Annotated in this window: 16 protein-coding genes; 6 read left to right on the forward strand and 10 right to left on the reverse strand. The window is 57.3% G+C overall.

Features of this window, described 5'->3' with window-relative positions; genetic code table 11:
* Nucleotides 1-40: 40 nt before the first annotated feature.
* Nucleotides 41-1066 carry a LacI family DNA-binding transcriptional regulator gene (locus ACQZ5H_RS21660; protein ID WP_112715995.1) on the forward strand — a complete coding sequence of 342 codons (1026 nt, stop codon included), beginning with the start codon at nt 41-43 and terminating at the stop codon, nt 1064-1066.
* 745 nt (nt 1067-1811) lie between these two features.
* Here the strand turns inward: ACQZ5H_RS21660 and ACQZ5H_RS21665 are convergent.
* Genes ACQZ5H_RS21665 through ACQZ5H_RS21675 form a run of 3 tightly spaced genes read right to left on the reverse strand, consistent with a single transcriptional unit; the run spans nt 1812 to nt 3240 of the window.
* Entirely contained in the window at nt 1812-2171 is a 360-nt protein-coding gene (locus ACQZ5H_RS21665; RefSeq protein WP_112715993.1) for a response regulator, read from the reverse strand.
* 28 nt (nt 2172-2199) lie between these two features.
* Nucleotides 2200-2781 carry a BA14K family protein gene (locus tag ACQZ5H_RS21670; RefSeq protein ID WP_148195172.1) on the reverse strand — a complete coding sequence of 194 codons (582 nt, stop codon included), beginning with the start codon at nt 2779-2781 and terminating at the stop codon, nt 2200-2202.
* 60 nt (nt 2782-2841) lie between these two features.
* Entirely contained in the window at nt 2842-3240 is a 399-nt protein-coding gene (locus tag ACQZ5H_RS21675; protein WP_112715989.1) for a DUF1236 domain-containing protein, read from the reverse strand.
* Between the two features lie 1610 nt (nt 3241-4850).
* On the opposite strand from ACQZ5H_RS21675, the gene ACQZ5H_RS21680 reads away from it, so the two are divergent.
* Nucleotides 4851-5051 (forward strand): hypothetical protein, encoded by a 201-nt coding sequence (locus ACQZ5H_RS21680; RefSeq protein WP_413708907.1) that lies wholly within the window; start codon nt 4851-4853, stop codon nt 5049-5051.
* A 781-nt stretch (nt 5052-5832) separates the two neighbouring features.
* Here the strand turns inward: ACQZ5H_RS21680 and ACQZ5H_RS21685 are convergent.
* A complete protein-coding gene (locus ACQZ5H_RS21685) occupies nt 5833-6054 on the reverse strand; it encodes a hypothetical protein (RefSeq protein WP_449098996.1) in 222 nt (73 codons plus the stop codon).
* A 242-nt stretch (nt 6055-6296) separates the two neighbouring features.
* The gene (locus ACQZ5H_RS21690; protein WP_112715985.1) at nt 6297-6515 is read right to left on the reverse strand and encodes a hypothetical protein; all 219 of its coding nucleotides are present in this window, start codon (nt 6513-6515) and stop codon (nt 6297-6299) included.
* 356 nt (nt 6516-6871) lie between these two features.
* Between ACQZ5H_RS21690 and ACQZ5H_RS21695 the strand changes: the two genes are divergently transcribed.
* The 4 genes from ACQZ5H_RS21695 (at nt 6872) to ACQZ5H_RS21710 (ending at nt 12869) form a co-directional block, all read left to right on the forward strand.
* Nucleotides 6872-7282, forward strand: coding sequence for a response regulator (locus ACQZ5H_RS21695; protein ID WP_112715981.1), 411 nt, complete (start codon nt 6872-6874; stop codon nt 7280-7282).
* A 1980-nt stretch (nt 7283-9262) separates the two neighbouring features.
* On the forward strand, nt 9263-9901 hold the full coding sequence (locus ACQZ5H_RS21700) for a L,D-transpeptidase (RefSeq protein ID WP_148195175.1): 639 nt from the start codon (nt 9263-9265) through the stop codon (nt 9899-9901).
* A 493-nt stretch (nt 9902-10394) separates the two neighbouring features.
* On the forward strand, nt 10395-11750 hold the full coding sequence (locus tag ACQZ5H_RS21705) for a pilus assembly protein TadG-related protein (protein ID WP_112715979.1): 1356 nt from the start codon (nt 10395-10397) through the stop codon (nt 11748-11750).
* A 219-nt stretch (nt 11751-11969) separates the two neighbouring features.
* Nucleotides 11970-12869, forward strand: coding sequence for an MOSC domain-containing protein (locus ACQZ5H_RS21710; protein WP_449098997.1), 900 nt, complete (start codon nt 11970-11972; stop codon nt 12867-12869).
* Here ACQZ5H_RS21710 and ACQZ5H_RS21715 read toward each other — a convergent pair.
* The 5 genes from ACQZ5H_RS21715 to ACQZ5H_RS21735 all read right to left on the reverse strand — a co-directional run bounded on the left by ACQZ5H_RS21715 (nt 12785) and on the right by ACQZ5H_RS21735 (nt 18601).
* Nucleotides 12785-14521, reverse strand: a complete 1737-nt coding sequence (locus tag ACQZ5H_RS21715) for an FAD/NAD(P)-binding protein (protein ID WP_130279534.1) — start codon at nt 14519-14521, stop codon at nt 12785-12787. The two genes, ACQZ5H_RS21710 and ACQZ5H_RS21715, sit on opposite strands and share 85 nt — an antisense overlap.
* Nucleotides 14522-14600: 79 nt before the next feature.
* Nucleotides 14601-14834 (reverse strand): DUF2171 domain-containing protein, encoded by a 234-nt coding sequence (locus ACQZ5H_RS21720; protein WP_112716171.1) that lies wholly within the window; start codon nt 14832-14834, stop codon nt 14601-14603.
* 678 nt (nt 14835-15512) lie between these two features.
* Nucleotides 15513-16625, reverse strand: coding sequence for an NADH:flavin oxidoreductase/NADH oxidase (locus tag ACQZ5H_RS21725; protein WP_130279535.1), 1113 nt, complete (start codon nt 16623-16625; stop codon nt 15513-15515).
* 205 nt (nt 16626-16830) lie between these two features.
* Nucleotides 16831-17517, reverse strand: coding sequence for an HAD-IA family hydrolase (locus tag ACQZ5H_RS21730; protein ID WP_130279536.1), 687 nt, complete (start codon nt 17515-17517; stop codon nt 16831-16833).
* Nucleotides 17518-17986: 469 nt separating this feature from the next.
* A complete protein-coding gene (locus tag ACQZ5H_RS21735) occupies nt 17987-18601 on the reverse strand; it encodes a GntR family transcriptional regulator (RefSeq protein ID WP_413709012.1) in 615 nt (204 codons plus the stop codon).
* Between the last annotated feature and the right edge of the window lie 220 nt (nt 18602-18821).

The following is an 18821-nucleotide window of genomic DNA, read 5'->3' on the forward strand; positions in this document are numbered from 1 at the left end:
GAACGGACGACCACGAGACAAATCGCCCCGCCGAGTGACAATGGCAGATGTGGCGAAGGCCGCGGGCTGCTCGCAGGCAACGGTATCGCTGGTGCTAAACGACGTCACCGAGGTGCAGATCTCTGCCGAGCTCAAGGCTCGCGTCATCCTTGCGGCTCGCGAACTCGGCTACGGGGTGTCAGGGCCGGTCAGACGGTCGGGCCTCGACAACCTTCGTGGAAGTTCCGTCGGCTTCATCGTTGATCAGCTTGCAACGACGCCTGAAGCAATCAATGCAATCGAAGGGGCGCGGATCGTATCGTGGGATCAGGACGTGACGATACTTGTCGCCCAAAGCCTCGACCGTGAAAGGCATGAAGAACTGGCTATCGAGCGTCTGCTTGCGGCCGGTGTGGGCGGAATAGTCTTCATGTCAGTCTTCACCCGGCCGGTTGAATTGAGCCCGGCCATGCGCAGGCTCCCAGTGCCCGCGGTCCTTCTGAACTGCTACACATCGGGGGGCGAGTATCCCTCAATCATTCCCGACGAGCTCGCTGGCGGTCGGCGCGCCACTGCTACCCTACTTGACCGTGGCCACCAGCGGATCGCGACGATAACTGGGGAGATGTTTATGGAAGCGGCGGGTCTTCGTCTTGCCGGCTACCGGCTGGCGCTTTCAGAGCGACGCTTGGACGAGGTTCCTGATTATGTTGTGCGCGGAAACTGGACGCCCTCCTCAGGCTATGACGCGACGCGCCAGCTGATGTCCCTGAAGACGCCGCCAACGGCAATCTTCTGTCAGAACGATCAGATGGCACTCGGCTGCCTCAATGCGCTGCTGGACATGGGTCTGAAGGTCCCTGACGATATCTCGGTTGTCGGCTACGACGACAGCGAGATTTGTCGGCAGATAAGACCGCAGTTAACGAGCGTCGACCTTCCGCATCGGACGATGGGAGGGTGGGCTATCGCATCGCTATCATCTGCTAGGGGGGCGAAACAACAGGTTAGAAAAGCCGATTGCGCCCTGGTCAACCGGGCATCGGTGATGCGTATCGGTGGCGATGATCGCCGCACGGCTGAATGACTTCGGCTCTGCCGCCGGCGACCCCGGCACCGGCTCTCGGTTAACATTGGGGCCCGACTGCGTCGCCTCTACGCTTATCACCTCGCTGCATGTCCAGACCGGAGAATTGACTAACCTGAGACCGCTGCGTTGGGAATTGAGCCGTTCGAGGCAACGGGGGCCGATCACGTTTGGAATGACGCTTAAGCGGTTGCCTGCCTCCCTGGGAAGCCGGATCGCTCAAGGCAAGGGTTTCGAGAAGGTTTCCGCGGTAAGTTCCGCAGTAAAGCGCCAGTCGTTCGCCACAGGGACAGTTGCTTGCTGAGATCGAGGGTTTTTATGAACCGGAAGGCGTCATCGCCCTGAACCTTCCGGTATATCAGTAGAGGGATTGAAGCACTGCGCCATCTGCAACGGTTGAAGGACGGGGCATCGATTTCGGTCGGGACAACCGTCTTCGACAAAATTGGCGTAACAGCTGGACGGTTGGACAAAAGTTCTCGCAGTGGCCACTCCGTGACCGCATTCGCCCGCGCCACCTGAAACATAAAGCCGCTGACTCCAAGCCGATCAATCTTCAAAGCAGCGCATCCAGCGATTGTGTGACAGGCTGGTAATGGTCGCTGACGCGTTGGCCTTCCAGTTCGAGCCGCAGCCCGGATTCCTCATGCGGCAGGACGACTTCAGTACGGCAAATGGTGTCACGTCTTTTTGATTCACCGCCAAAGTTCCGGAAAAGCCACCTCCTTTCGCCGGCCTCCGCGCGTCAGGCGTGGGCGTGAGATCGTCTCCACTTCGCCGCTGCCTGAAGCGCGGCTTTGACAACGTCCGGAGTGGCCGGCTTTTCGATCGTCAGCAGACCATCGACCTCCTCGTTCAGTTCAGGACTGCCGGTCACAAAAACCACGCCGATATTCCAGCCGGCGACAAGCGCGCGGGCGATTGCGGGACCTGTGATGCCATCGGCAAGCCGCAAGTCGACCAGCGCAATCTCCGTTTCTGGAGCTATCTCCAGAGCTTCCTGCATGTTGGTCGCGATTCCAACCACTTCAAACCCTAAGCCTAGGGCCACATCCTCGATCGTGAGAGCCACGTCGACTTCATCTTCAACAATCAAAAGCCGCATAGCGATCCCCTTGCTCTGAAACAGCTCATCAATTTGCTGCTATTTCCTGACGCGCTGATGGCACGCAGGCGCGACGCGGCCCGTCGAAGGGCTGATAAGTGTTATCCTTGGCGCGATAAGAGCGGTAGCGTGCAGCGCACCAGGCTACGTTTGCTGTGGCCCGATCCTCGTCTGCACTCTGAGCGACCGCAGATGGCGGTGCGAAGGGCGATACGCAGGTCCGTGTTTCGCCGCTGAAGCTTCGATATGTATTTTCGGCCTCATCGTATGAGCGATATCGTTGCACGCACCAGTCGCGATGAGCTGCAGCTGTGGCCACCTTTTCCTGTACACTATCCGCCTCCAAGCTGCGTTCGACCGGGGTCTTCGTCGCAATCCTGGCACCAGCGTGATCGGTGACGTAGCTCGAATAGACGGGCTCGACCCGCTCATATTGTTGCTTTGCAACGTCTATCCGCACAGGCTCAGAGGTCCAGAGATCAGGCTCGGAGAGTGTCGTTAAATGCTGGCCTTCCGGATTGGACATCACAGCAGAAGCTGCTGAAATTCCCACAATACCGGCGCCGACTGCGCAGACGATGCCAAAGACCAATGAAGCGACTGCTTTCATAGTGCAGTTTTCCTGATGGGACATAAATGGCGGGCGCGGCAGACCCGCGCCCGCCGAACGTCAATTGATGATCTGGACAACTTTGCGCGAAGATGGTTCGACGATGACCCGTTCGTCGTTAACGATCGCGTAGGAATAGGTCGGATTGTCCGGCACGGGCGTGACGACGACTGTTTCAGGAAGCGGCTGACCTACTACGACCTTCTCCTTTACGACGACCCGCGTGGTCGGAGCCGGAGCTTCCTGGACATAGGTCACCACCTTCTGCGGCGGCGGATCGATGACTGTGCCGACCACGGCGCCTGCAACGCCACCCACGGCTGCGCCGACCGGGCCGCCGACGATCGCGCCGGTGACCGCTCCGCCAGCGGCTCCATTGACGGTCGACGACTGAGCGAATGCTGTGCCTGACAGGAGCGCTGCGGACAGGGTGGCGGCTATCGAGATTTTCGTGAGCATTTTTACCTCTCCTTGGACGCGGTCTGATCTGACCGCTGCCAAAGAACGAGCGAGGCGATTAGCTGTTCCCTACCCCCGACCTTGGTCCGAGATTAAGCCACTCGGATGCACCGCCGGACCAAAAAGTCGCCAGCTGAAGACTGGATCCTACTGGTTTAACAGCAGGGGCTACGGTCCCTGATCAGGTTGAAGCTGCTTGGGCTTTGGCCGAACAACATATCTCTGGAGTTTCCGCACGCGTCAGGGGCATCCGAGGTCGCCCCTGTCGCGGTCATCCGCTTTAACGACCGAGCTGTCCGAAGCATGGCATCGTGCCTGTCAATCGCAATCGCACTCTTTTCGGGTTCGGGCGCATGCGGCGTCTAAACGACATTAAAAGATCTGCAGCTTCGAGGCAGCACCCTCTATGGGTGTATCTGTCAGGACAAACGTGCGGCGGAACGCCCACCCCCGCGGCTGGTGTGGCGGCGTCACTGCCGCACCGCTTCACAGCCCAGACAATTCACACTGGCCAGACCACCGCGCGGCCGTTCAATCCAACGCCAGATTTGGCTCTGCAACTCAAGCCGTTTGCCGGAAATCTTCCGGCTGCAGGCGAACGCCCCTGCAGATCAGGCCCCAAGTCGGGCAATGCGATGTGGTGTGACTGAACGGGCTGGCTGGCTCGTCGGGATCCGGATCGCGGACGGGTTCGTCTGCGGGAACACGATCAGGATCCTGCGGAGGTCTGTCGATCGGTGATGGCGATTGTGGCGGGACGATAGGTTCGTTTGGAACAGACATGTTTGCTCTCCTCACGCGCCGAACGCAGCGCATGGTCCCAAGTTCCGGCGCACGGTGAAATTAGAAGGACTAGTCGTAATCAGCGTTGCTGCAGCACAAGATGTCGAGCTCGCCCAGCGGCCAGGGAATTAGGCTCGGTTTTATGCACGAGTTTCCGTTATCCGTCCTCCGCCTCAGGCATCCTTTGCTGGGCGGATCGCAGCGTGAGCCCTCTTCTCGCATCAGCTAGCGTCCAGCCGCGCGCCCTTACCGACGCTTCGCTCAGATATCCGACAATCTTCTCGCCTCAGACGAAATATTAAGGTCATTGCGCTCACCGTGAGCTAAGCCGGCAGAACACTAGCAAGTTTCTCGTCCGACAGTGCGTGTCGAGGTTCGGACGACAACCCGGTGAGCCTCATATACCGACCCGGTCTTTCCAATTTTGAAACTGCGACAAACCTGAACCACGTTGAAATTCTATCTTATACGAGCCCCCTGGACCTGATCCAAAAGCTGAGCCACGATTTCGTGACGGTGGCCTGATCGGTTTACCGCGCACCGGCTCGGACCGGTATAAGATTCAAACCCTTCCTATCGTATCGGCTGATAATACGAACGAGATGGGCATCATCTTGCAGGAGTAGGTCGCAGGTATGACGTCCAGGCCGACGTTGATCCAGCAGTGCCTGATCATTTTCCCCCCGGCGCTCAACAGCTTCCCTTGGCCGAAGCAGCCCGGGCGTTTTGATGTGCAATTAGTTTTTAGTTCTACTCCGCATCTTAGGCCGGTGGCGCTTGGGAACTGGAAGCACTCGTGCGGGTTTAAACAAAACTAGGAGGAAATTATGATCCGCACCGATAGCAATGCCACGGAACTACCGGACCAAGTTCAGGCGCAACCTTCTATAACCGACCCTGTATCTTCAACGGCGGAGGTCCGTCGGCAAAAGCGGCGGCAAGAAGTTCCCGTCTCTGTCACAGACATTGCAAATCCGGCACCCGACGGTAGTGATACGAACTTCATCAGCGATGGAAACGAAGGATAGGCGGTCCTGAGTGGCGTGCTCAAAGGCAGGTTTCACGACGGTCCGAAGGGCCGTTGTCGAAATGTCGCATCCTGCGCACTGGCGTACAGCTGGCCGCCGCGATTGTAACCTCTATTTATTGCCTGCGTCCATTCAACGCCCTTCTGTTAGCGGGCCGGCGCTCAGACCAGGCCCCGGATGCCTCCAACATGACCGTCATTGCGGCAAACGCCGGCGATCGTGATGCGAACCATGCCAAACACTTACAGTTGGATAGGGCTGGCGCCAGGCAGTCAGCGTAAAAGCGCTCGTTGACCAGGTAAAGCGTGCAAAGCAACTGGGTTGTCGCATATATTTCTGCCTACGGAGGCGATCCCTCCGATTGGCCATCAGTGGGCACTCTTCGTTTCAACAGAAATGAAGGCCAGACCGGGATCTGGCCCTGTTAACGGGAGGCCTCTATCACTTTTCTCTCTACGGCAATGTTTTCACAGGAGATTGCGCTACTCACGACGAAGTGGACAGCTTTACGCCGCTCGCCAATATCGCAGGAGTTGCCGTCCGTGCTTGTCGGACACAATGAAACGGCCGTCTCATCCTCAAATGAGTGGGTTCGCAACCCATCTTCGCAGCCAAGCGGGGGCTGGCGTCATCTCGCATTACGTTCAAAACCATATGAGCTCGGCGCGCAATCTTGGCATTGGCGAGTCCGGGCTGGAAAGCTTCTGATGCATGTCATAGCAGTCGGGGCATGAGAACCAATGGCTTTCGCTCGAACCGCGAAGGAAGACACGTTGCGCTGTCAGTGTAAGATCGCGTCCTTCATTGCAAACCAGAAGGACCATCCATTGCCATCATAACGGCCCGCGGGAGAGCCGCAGACGAGCTCGATGGCTGCCCTCGCGTCCTCGTCTTCGACGACGTGATCAATCAGGAGGTTGATAACCCGCGATTTCGGCATTTCGTCCTGAATGATGACGAGAGTGGGCGTGCTGAGGCCGAACTTGATGATTTGGGTTTCCATTCTAAAACGCTAGCAGGAAGGCGTTACGGTTTGCTTGCACTCTACCGAGACCGCTGCGGCCAGTTTCCCGGGCCGACGTGGACGACAAGTTGAAGGACGCCGCCCGTCATCCCCTGCCGTGTCGACTGTCCCAGGAATGTTCCTTATCGACACTCGCAACCCGGGAACGAGACGATTCAAGAGCCTGTCGTTTTGGCATCCCGTCGTCGAAAAATCATCGGAGATGCTTACGTGAGCTATTCTCAAATTGTCGAAACCTGCCAATGCTTTCGATGGATCAGATCAACCAATTCATTCGCATCCGAAATGCCGAATTCGAACCAGTCTACAAGTTCCTCAGCTTTTGCTCGCGCTTCGCTACCTCCCGACGCTGCCGGATTTGCAGCACACCACTGATCGAGGATCGTCACCAATATCTTACTGTCTTCGATACCGACCGTTTTCCTGGAGAGAGCATCCATATGCAATACCTCTATGCTGGGCCTTCGTAAGCGTAACGCCTGTCGGCGTATAAGCAACTACTCAATTCAGGCATTCGCAGCCGTGACCAGTCGGGAGAGGAACATTCGCGGTTACCGCCCGTTCACCATGCGCCAACTGGAACCGAACACTATGTCCCGATACCTGCACACCGACACTTCTCTGGGAACCAGCCCCTCCCCGAAGACGGATTGGAAAAGTATCCAATTCTCCAAGGGCTTCCGGCTCGCTTTTTGGACAATCGTCACGTTATTTGTCATCCTCTTGGTCGGAGCTGTCATGCTCGTTGTTGCGATGCCGTGAATGATGGCATTGGGCTTAGAACCGAGGTGATGCCATGGAGCCTGTTAGAGGACCTATCAAGGTTCTGATCGTCGAGGACGACCTTGAGATGGCTATGACCATCGAGGAGGCGGCGATGGCAGGAGGTTACGAGGTTTGCGGACATGCCCGAAATGCTATTGAGGCGGCTCGACTGGCGGAACATGTCGATGTCGCGATAGTCGACATTCATCTTGATGAGGAAGACGGAACGGCGATCGGCAAAATGCTCTCAGAGCGCTGGAATGTCACGGTGCTATTCGCGACGGCGTCACCAGAAATCGTTTCGAAGGGATTTCCCGGTGCAGTCGGTGTGGTGGCAAAGCCGCTCTCTGGTGCAGAGGTCGTGGCCGCGCTCGATTACGCTGCCGCCAGACGGAGCGGAGAGAGCCTAGTGCCGCCCCCTTCTCTCGTCGGGTTCGCGTGACGGCGCCGCTATCCGGCCAGAGCAGAGCCAGGAGTTCGTCGCCGGGCCGATCAAACCTCTCACTCTGCCGAATGTACGGAAATTGCCACCCGCCGGTTCTTTTGTCTGCCCCTAAATTTTCCATGCGGGCGCCCCAACCCCGGGCGAAATGCTCCTTCTGTTGTAGATAGTCCTTGGCCGCTGTCGCGCGCCCCGTGGAAAGCTTTAAGTTAGCTTTCGCTTCCTTTTGCTGTCGGTGAAATCCGTTACCGACAAAGCGGGCCGCCGTTGAACGCTCCCGAACGTCGTTCAACATCGCCTGAGGCGCCTTGCGTTGCTACCGCCGGTTTTACAGGGCTTCCGGTTTGGGCCGAGAGCCATCTCCATCGCCGGACAGGGGGAGTTGAACTCAATCCTCGGGGAGTTGAGCCGGTCACAGGCGATACGAATCCAATGGCGGCGAACGCGAAGAAAAGATGGAAGAAACGCCGGCTGTGGCCTCTTGCGCTGAAGATGGGTCATATGCCGGTAGCATCGTGCGCAGATGACGAGCAGACAGCGGACTGATCATTGCCCGGCACATCCATGATGGGCTAAGCCGAAACGGACAGCAAAGTGCCCTAGGTTGGCTGCCGGCGGCGAAAGCATGCCCATGCCTTTTAGGCCGCACCTGGCTAAAGTGGCGTCTCCCGAGCCTGCGAGCACGAGGAATAAATGGCAAATCAGCTAAATCGAAGTCGTGCAAGGCAGTCCGCGGCGACGGCGAGAAGCTCATTGAGTACCTTATACGAATGGCGATGCAGGCGGCAAAAAGTAAGCAGCCTCGACAATAAGAGTATTGATCGAAATGACTCGCTCATCCACCCCTTCTGCATGGCTCAGATTGGCCGCCTGAGGTGAAAAGCGAGCGAGTCAGCATGCACCCTACCACGCCATGAAACATTGCCACCGCATCTTGATGCAGCCGGCTTCCTAAGGGCGGCCGATGTGGCAGCGCTAAGCGCGGCAATGTCAGGCGTGAAAGCTATAACAGCGATCATTAACTTGATCTCTCAATACTCTCATGGATCCCAAACAACCAACTGACCGAGCCTCGGCGGCCACAGCCCCAAATCATCTCGCACCGCAATGGGCAGCGCGTCACGCTGTTTTATAAGGAGGGCGTTATGGATTGCAGCTTCAAGGGGTTCCGTTTGGCCGCGGGAAGTATGACCCATAGGAACCACTTCACCAACTATCCTTTCAACGTCGCCCCAGACGACGATGAGATGCCCCGGATAAGCTTGTGCTGTTTGACTGTCCACACGGTAAAATCGTTGCATCTTTCCCTGCCTCAGCGTCATGGACGCCGCTGATTAGTCGTTGCGCGCATGAGCGTAAGAGCCTGAAAATCCGACAAGCCAGCGTTGACGTTCTGACCTTGCGAGCTGCCGTGACTTACCATGCTGCGCATCCTGAGTTAGGAAAACGCAACGCTCATCAACCTAACCTGCATCCAACGGCGTTGTTCCGATGTTGATTGGGACGCCTAAAGCGCGGCCTCGACCCGCGCCGCTGTCGGCTGGCATAGAAAGGTCGACCCAGCTCGCTGAACTGACGTCCGAAAACGGAGATCACTCCGGGCAGTGCACGAGGATCAGCCGGTCAAGAGACCGCTGCGGCCACCGATCGGCTGAGTAAACGCCTTGCGATGCGCAAGCGTCGGCTTTTTCCAAACGGACATTTTGGCGACGACGATGAGGCAGAGCCGTGGTGTCTCGAGCGCGGGCATTAACGAACACTTAGCACTACTCTTTGCACCTTTCCTGAAACTCGCCCTAAAAAGGGACGGCAAATCTGGGCGCTTGCAGAGACTTCGCGAGCCCGCCGGATTTCCTTCGAGACCGAGGATGCAGACAGTCTCGGTCGGATCAACATCTCGAAAGCTCGCACTGCGTAGTCGTCGTCATAGTGCTGCCACAGAATTCGGTCCAATCGATGAAAAACGTTCGGTGGCTCTACATGAAATCGATGGTCGTCTTTGCCTTGTGCAGCGCGCTCTTCGCGGGAAACGCCAATGCGCAGTTTTACCCCCCTCAGCAGGATTACGGAGATTATGACGGGTATGGCTACGACGACCCGTACAGTCCGTATCCGCCGCCTCCCTACGATGAGAACGACCAGCGCTATCTTGAACCCGGGTATCGGGAACCGCGCTATCGGGCGCCAGAGCTGGAGCGTCAACGGCCGTCGATCAATATCGGCCGCGGCACCATCGAAATCTCAACACGCCGCAGAACGCTGACTTACACGACGTCGCAGGGACAGCAATTCGTCTACCCGATCGCCGTCGGACGGGAGGGAAAACAGTGGTTTGGAACGACGCGGGTGGTCGCCAAGCGCGAACATCCGGAATGGCGACCGACCGCAAGCATGCGGGAAAAAAACCCGCGGCTGCCCGCGGTCGTCGCCCCTGGCCCCCAAAACCCGCTGGGAACGCGCGCGATCTACCTTGCCGATGGTCTGTTGCGCATTCACGGGACCAACGATCCGTCCTCGATCGGCACAAAGGCTTCAAGTGGCTGCTTTCGGATGTACCGGCAGGACGTGGAGGAGCTGTACGAGCTGGTCCAGACCGGAACAAAGGTCATTGTCCGATAGCGTCCTGCCCCTCACCATCCGCCCACTTCATAGTAACTGACCCTCGGCGGTCAACAAGGCTGTGCAGCAGCACCGTTTGAAACGTTGACCCTCGCTTTTCTTGCACATTACAAACTCCAGCCAAATGGCTGCCGGGGCCCTTCACAGCATCCCCATCGCAGGAACCCTTGCCGCCGCCACCGCTAGAGCTTTTGCCGCCCGGGACGCTATGACGACCTGGACCGGCTCCCCCACCCGGCGCCCGGGCCATTTGCTTTTGCGCCTGCCCCAGACGCGCCGTCCGAACCAACTGGTACTGGTGCATTCTTTCCTGGACCGGCTGCTTTGTCCTAGCCGTCTGGCCCAAGGAGACGTTATCGCCGACTGGCGTCGCTCCGTCGGCGCGCCTTGGCCGGCCATTCCTCGCGTTCATTCGGGATCACCCGGATCTCTTCTTAACAAATGCTAAACGCTTTCACTTCAATTTGAACCACCTAGAACTGCGGGGTGAACGATGTCGATCTGGAAAGATAAGTCAGGTAATTTCGCGGTTATGACCGCAATCGTCGCCGTGCCACTGATTGGGGCCGCTGGGATGGCGACTGACTTCTCCATGGCCCTGTCACGAAAGGCCGATTTGCAAGCTGCAGCGGATGCCGCCGTCCTCGCTGCGGCATCAATGCCGTCGACGTCGGTCGACAACATGAAAATAGAAGCAACCCGTGTTTTCATTGCCAATCTGAGCGGCGATCTAGCCAAGTCTGCCAGTGTCGACGATCTCCAGGTCTCGGCGTCCAACTACATTACCCTGAACGCCAGGACCCGTGTTCCGCTGACGATCGGTCAGATCCTGTTCCAAGACAACCTCGAGGTCGCCGTTTCTGCGCAATCAGTGCGCTCCGGCTATCAGAAGATCGAGGTTTCGATGGTGCTCGACAATACCGGATCGATGTCTGGTCAAAAGCTGACAGATCTGAAGGCGGCAGCGAACTCCTTGCTTAAGGTTTTCGAGACGGCATCGAATGTGAATGCTCGCTTCTCGCTGGTGCCGTTCTCACGATACGTTAACGTCGGGACAGAAAACCGGGGGCAGCCTTGGCTTAGTGTACCTAATGATACGTCTGAGGTCAGAAATACCTGCACTACCTCGAAAAAACTCCTGTCCAAGTCGGGCTGCAAAATGGTTCCGACCACCACTACGAATGACGGCGTGACCACGACGGGGCAGAAGGAGCAATGCGACAGCTATACATATGACGAGCCCGTCACCACCTGCTCCGATAAAACTTTCAACTATACCTGGAACGGCTGCGTCGGTTCGCGGCCAAGTCCGCTCGACGTCAACGACGTTCAACCGGCGACCAAATATACTGGGCTGCAGAATACCACCTGCGGGTCGGTCGTCATGCCGCTGACCAACAACTATACTTCGTTACGCATGGCGATATCTAAGATGGCTGCTAAGGACGAGACCTATATTCCTGCGGGCATCCTGTGGGGTTGGAACACCCTGTCTTCGCAAATGCCCATGGAGGAAGCTCTTCCAAAGGGTAATGGCCTCAGCAAATTCATTGTCTTAATGACCGATGGCGCCAACACTTTGTCTCCTAACAAGTCGAACTACCTTCAGCACACAGGGACCGACGCCGCAAAGGCCAATGCGTTGATGTCCAGCGTCTGCACAAATGCGAAGGCGGCCGGCATCACGATCTTTACGGTGGCCGTCGGCGTCACGGGCCCGACAGCCGCTGGCCTCGCGTCTTGCGCCTCCGACAGTTCGAAAGCCTATGCGATGGAAGATTCCGCCAAGCTGGTGGACGTGTTCAAGACAATCGCCGGGCAGATCATCACGCCGCGGCTAACAATGTAGTGCGCCGCAGATCACGCGGCCTCGCAGCAATCTTGTCGGGCCAGGCCATTAAGCGTTCAACGGCTTCATCCGGGATGCCGTGGCATCCGTGAACGTTTGGGTGTCCAGCGGTTGAGTAGAGCGACCGATGCTTTAGCAATTGGATCACCAGAGTTCGATGACAGGAGCCGCCGCTGTCATTTCCGGCCGCATGAGGGCGAGGAGGAACGTAACGGAATAGTGCGCATCGCCATGGCCTTGCATGGCTCACCAAAGGCCGGCGCGCCAACCGTTGCGACACGTTTTGGACATTTTGAAAGCCACTGCAGGAACGAACTATCCTGGTCCGCATTTGTCGTAGCAGCTCTCGGCATGGGTTGCTGCGAAAATGCGAGAGGTTTGATGGCTGGCCATGTTATAGAAGTTTGGAGATATCCGGTATCGAGCTTGGGCGGCGAGAAGCTCACCTCGGGCGAAATGTGCCTCTCGGGCATAGCCGGGGACAGGACGCATCTTCTCGTTGACCTCGATAACGGTCAAGTCGCCTCTCCCGAAAGCGACCTTCGTTGGCGCAAGGCTTTGCTGATGGCAGCACGCATTGAAGGTACATCAGTGGTTGTCTCAGTTGGAAAGCACGAGGCCAGTCATGGAAGCGAACTCGATAGACTGGTAAGCGAGCACATGGGCTTCCGGTGCGGCATACGAGCTGCCGGAACCATGGTGTCTCTCACCAATGGGTCGACGGTCTGCCTCAAACCAAGGTACGACGTCACCCCGCTTCACCTCATAACGACATCATCCCTACGCGCTTTATCGCTCGAACTTGGTAAAAGCTTTGTCGACACACGCCGCTTCCGGCCCAATCTGGTGATCAGCACTGAAAGCAATGACCAGGGCTGGGTAGGGCAATCGTTCCACGTCGGCGTTGGGGGCGGCGGGCTGGTGAAGGAGGTTGCCAAGCGTTGCGGCATGACCATGATCGCCCAACAAGGAATTGACGAGGATGCCGAGGTGCTTCGTACCATCGTCAGAAAGCGGCATCGAGCATTCGGCGTCTATGCAACCGTATCCTCGGTGGGCGTCGTCGGTGTAGGCGATCGATTTAGCCTTTCAGTCGAAACCGGGAATGGCAGTAACTGACTAACTTTCCCGAGCGCGCTCCTGATCGATTCAGAAACGATCTCGCCCATATCGCTTGCAGATGTTATGCCCTGGACGAATGGCAGCTTGTGCAACAGGAAAGGCACCGATACGCAGTAGAGCTGGTTTGTCAAGTTCGCTTCGAACTTCGGCCGGAAGCTTTCATCGACGTCGATCCCCCCTGTGGGCCTGAGATCGCACCCGTCGCCACCCAGGCTATTGGTCGGTGTCTGAGCCTGCCGGATGACGTCCTGGCGTCGGAGGCTCTCGAACGGAATGTCCTTTGCGGAGAGAGGATGTTGCCCGGTGGCGTCAATGAAGGCCGCGAAACGGATGGGCGAGGAAGCAGCGATAGTCAGCTCGACTCCCGGCTGACCGTCGGTCTTTTCGATCGTGTAATCAGAACCCGTTGCCATCACCTCTAGCTTCCCGGCATTGTGCAACGCCAAGAGCCGCTCAATGGATTCATGTGGAACCGTCGCATAATCGTCGACGAAGACCGTTTTGAAATATTTATGGAAGCGTCCCAGGTCGCCGTTGCTGAAGTGCGGCACGGCTCGTGCAATGACCTCATGCATGCGCAGGATAGCGTAGCGCCAAGGAACCGTGTTGCGCTCGATCTTATCCCGTTTGGCCTGTGCGAGAACACGGCCGGCCCATACGAACTGGTCGCTGGCTGTCCGTTCGCGGAAGTATCGATCGGAAATATCTTCTACCGTCGCAAGGGCCAGTCCAATGCGTGCAGCAAAATCAGGATCCGCACGGGCAAGCTCCTGCTTGAAGAGATCGAACACAGCGTCCAGAAGCCTGTCCGGTTCATCGTGTACTGCCTGCTCGACCGCCATCGGTGTACATATAGCCAATGGCTCGTAAGGGATAGGGCAGTAGAAATCGGCCTCAGGAAGCAGTCCCTTCCTCGACATCATCGTGATGTGCAAGTCCTCGCGACCTTGCAAAGGCTGGTACAGCAGCGCCCCCATATCGTCCCGTAGGAACACCCCGTGCGCCGTCGCCACCGAAACCACGGCGTCAATGCCACTGAGGGACGTTCCAAGAACGCCGACCTTGACGGCCTTGATCCGCTTGATAGCAGCTGCGGGCCATGGAGAGGCAAAATAGCCCGGAGATGTTTCCGTATCCTGCGGCCAGTCATGACCTGTTGCCATCACAACATGATCGAAGCTCAACCGGCAAGGCGAATTCTCGCTGCTTGTTGCCGTGACTGTTAGATCATGCGCATTCAATGCGATGTCGGCGATCCGGCAGCTTCCCCGGACGTCAATCGTGTGACCCGCCGCATGGCCACGCCTGACCAGCTCCCAAAACTGCGCAGCAAAGTAGTCACCAAGAACGATGCGGGGATAGAACTCGCGCTCGCCGATCGCGTCGCGTGCTATGCCGAGATTCTGTAGCTCCTCGTTGGACCGCGATCTGAGCCAGCCTACGAGGCTGTCAATGATCGGCGGAATCTCGATGCTCGCTATATTCGCCAACATAGCCTTGTCGTTGACGGCTGGATGGTAAGGAGTGCCTTTACCGGGGTCCGGACTTTCCTCGAAGACGGTGATCGAAAGTCCAGCCGGGTGCGAGATGAGCCCCTTGAGAGTATAGATCCCCGTCGGTCCCGAGCCGATGATCGCGATCCTTGCCATGCTGTTCCCGTAGCTGCTTGAAGGAGGAGCCGGACGGCCCGGCCCCATGGGTTTGTTTCACGTCAAGCGTTGTAGGTCGTCAGTCCTCGACGGACCATGCGCTGCGAACATCAGCTTCGCTCTTGGAGAGGTGCACATGCTCATCGACATGATCCACCCATTCCAAGGAAACGAAATGATGTTTTCCATCGTCGGAGTCGGTCTTGGTAAGCTTGATGCGGCTGTCGCCGTCCATGTGGTCGACCGTGCCGACATGCGCTCCGTCCTGAGAGATGACTTCCATGTGCTCGGTAATCTGTTCTGCTCGTATCATCATTTGCTCCTTTGCTGGCGGCGAGGAACGTGTAGATGATGATGATGTTCCATTGTCATCAATGCGAGGGTTCACATGAGAATGGGAATATGACGGTCTCCAAATACGCTGCCTCGTCATAGGCCCGCGCGAGGTTTTCTGTATTCCTGAACTGCAGCGACCGATAAGGGAAGATCCACCGGATCGGCTTCGAGGGAGCCTCATCGGTACTGAATTTGAAATATTGGCGCCGTGCGGGGTGCCGCCGACAGCGGGGCGCTTGACAGGCGAACGTTTCGGCTGACGCCAGATCCCACGCAGGCGCGATAGCCACCCGCGTGATCCTGGCTGCGCAGCATCGCAGCCGAGACAATGCCCGCAGGCCGGAACCCATGGAGGCCGTCCAAGTTCTACTTTCATGTAAATGGTCAGATGGGGCGTGATGCGTAGAGCGATCTCATTTCTTGTCGCCTTGTTTTTGATGGTTGACGCAGTATGGATGCTATGGTGGTTGACCGGTGCTCTCAGCGTCTGGACCATTCCGATAGTCGCTATTCCGACCGTTTTCCTATTGCTAGCCGGTATCGCCTTGGCTTGGGAAAACATTTGCAGCTGGCGGGGACGGCGGGGACCGGAGAAGCGTTAGTTCGGTTGCCGCGAGGTCTCATCGAAGGTCTGAGTGGCAATACCCTACGGCAATCATCCCGCCGGCGTACCGAACAGGTCCTTGAACTGACGAGGCTGGCTGCGAAGATATTGTTCGGGCGCATCAACGGTTTCCCCGAAATGCGCGGCAGCGTGCCACGGCCAGCGCGGATCGTAGAGGATCGCTCTCGCGATCGCAATGAGATCAGCATCCCCCGTTGTCAATATGGCTTCCGCCTGTTCGAAGTCAGTAATGAGACCGACAGCGATCACAGGTATCTTGACTGCGTGTTTGACGGTGCGCGCGAAAGGTACCTGGTAGCTTGGACCGATTGAAATCTGCTGGTGAGCCGAGAGCCCGCCGGTCGAAACATGGATTGCCGAGCACCCTCTCCCCTCCAGCGCCTCGGCGAAAACGACGGTCTGAGCGTTGTCCCACCCCCCCTGTGCCCAGTCGGTCGCCGACACGCGCATCGTCACAGGCTTGTCGGAAGGGAAAGCCTCTCTGACCACATCGAAAACTTCCAGGGGAAACCGCATGCGGTTCTCAAGCGAGCCGCCGTACTCGTCGGTGCGTTTGTTTGACAGTGGTGACAGGAACTGATGCAGCAGATAGCCATGTGCGCCATGGATCTGCACAGCGTCGATCCCGAGAGCGGCAGCACGTCTTGCGGCGTCTGCAAAAGCACCTCGCACCCGCTTAAGTCCGTCTCTATCGAGTTGTTGAGGCGGATCGTATTCAGGCTTGAACGCAACAGCGCTAGGAGCGGCGGTCTTCCAGCCGTTCTTTTCGCCTGGGCTCAGCTGATGGCCACCAAGCCATGGCTTCTCAGTCGAGGCCTTGCGGCCAGCATGGCCGAGTTGGATCGCAACAGGCATGTTGGACCACCGTCTGACACTGGTCAGCACACGATCCATCGCGGCCTGACAGCCATCGGAATATAGGCCGACGTCACCGTAGGTTATCCGACCCTCTGGTAAGACTGCTGTCGCCTCGATCGTAAGAATGCCCGCGCCCGAGAGTGCGAGATGGCCAAGGTGAATGTGATGCCAGTCAGTCATTTCGCCGTCGGCAGCCGAGTACTGGCACATAGGCGCGATGACGATGCGGTTTCGCATGTTGAGCGACCCGATACGGATAGGCGAGAACAGTCTTGTCTTTGACATGTGGGCTCCTCTACGACGCACAGCTATGACGCTGGTGACAGCCGCTTGCAAGTGTATCTCATACGCAACACGCCTGACACCGTGCCATTTGAAAGGAGATCAAGAAGGGTTTTCGTCGCGGCACGTCAGGCGCGATCATCATGATTTAAAACGACACCAGAGCACCGGATGAGACAGCGTCGAGCGCCTGGCCGCCATCAAACGTTTACCCACCGGCAATACTGCTGCCTGTGATTTTTTCGATTCGAAGCACAGCGCCGTCGTTGGAAGGAACCGCTCTCAGTTGCCGAAAGTCGTCGACCGCCTCGTGTTTGCTTGCCAGGGGAGGATTATGAACGGCGCTGATCAACAGGATGTTGCCCCCAGCAGCTTCGCCAGCGTTCAGACCCGGCATCGTATCCTCAAAGATCAGGCAATCTCTTGCATTGACACCCAGCTTCTCGGCGCCGAGAAGATAGGCTTCGGGATCGGGCTTCCCATGCACGACTTCCTCAGCCGTTACGAGAAACTCAGGTACAGGAAGTTGTGCAGCCTCCAGTCGACGCAGCACAAGCTTCTTCGAAGACGATGTCACCAGTGCCCACCGTCGCGCCGGCAGACTGTTTAAGAATGTCTGAGCGCCGGGAATGGCAACCACGTCCTCGATGTCATCAGCTTCCTCGGCTTCAATTGCCGCGGCTTCCCGTTCGGGATCTACCCCCGGCAGGTTCAATCGCCGGATCGTATCAACCGACCTCGATCCGTGCATTTTCGCAAGAAGCTCATGTGGATCTAATCCGTGGCGAACGGCCCACCTGCCCCAAACCCGATCAGTTGAAGCTGCTGAGTTGATGATCGTGCCGTCCATATCGAAAAGGAAGCCGGCAAATGGCTTTGTGAAAACAGAGATCATGAATAGCTCTTCCCGCAGTTCGTGTTTCGGACTCGCGGCAGCCAACCGCGTGAAACACGTGTGGTACCGCCTTCTACAGTCAAGGATGTGACCTGACCTTTTCTGACATCCAGCCATCCACTGGTGAGATCTCACGCGCACGGCCGCTCTATCAACGGCGGCCTATTTCTGGGGCATCGCGATGATCGCACTGATCACGTTTTTGAGGGGCCTCCCGTCAATGGTTCGTGAAGATTATGGACCTGGACGCGAGGTCCACGCGGTGCTTCGGCAGCTTTGTTATCTACGATAACCGCAGACGACGGACGCGTGTCGTCCCCTCAATCAGTTCACCCGATATCTAGACCCGGGAGCATTGATGCGCTCTCGCTTCCGACCCGAGGGGTGAGCTCGTCAGAGCATTATCGGATTGTTTGGACCGGACTGGTTGCAGCGTGACCCATTCTAAAAAGAACGCATCATCGACATATCAGCCCCTTGCGAAGACGCTGCTTGCGCTACTGACCAATTCAACGTGCTGGAAAGCATAATCGCCAGCCGCCGCTCCATCCGCTCTCAGGATTGCCTGGACGATAAGATCGTGCTCTTGAAATGATCTTGCCAAACGGTCAGGCAGGCGGAACTGGGCGCTGCGAAAAGGTGCAAGTCTGGCACGAGTTGCAGTCGCTAGCTCGAAGATATGATCGTTGCGCGCTCCGCGATAGAGGCGGGTGTGGAATTCGGCGTTATGCGCGGCGTATTCATCCACGTTAAACTGATGCACCAACACCTTTGAACCCTCGTGTTGGCGCTCGAGCAATCTGCGCTCGTCAACGCTCATACGCTCGGCACAAAGCCGGGCGCATATTCGCTCGAGCTCAGCCATCGCCTCGAACATCGAATGAAGATAGTGCCCGGAAACATTTGCAACAACTGCGCTGCGGTTGGGCTCGCGGGCAACCAGCCCCATCGCCCCGAGTTCGCGCAAAGCCTCGCGCACCGGTGTGCGGGAGACGGCAAAGCGGTCGGCTAGCGAGCCCTCATCGAGCTTTTCGCCCGGTAGCAGTTCTCCCGTCACAATCAGATCGGCAACTGCCCTCACCATCTGTTCGACGGTGTTACCGGCTCTAATGACCTCTCTTTTTCGTATCCGCGGCAACGCCCTGCCTTCTCTCAGCAATCTGCATACAGATGATACAGATTTACGAGATAGTCAAATATCTAGATAATTCAGGGATTTAAAAACTCGTCCACGAATCGAAGTTCGAAAGACGTTACGCAGAAGGCGTAATTTTCACCATGGAACCTGTTTTGATTATAAAATC

The organism is Rhizobium sp. 21-4511-3d (assembly GCF_053522545.1).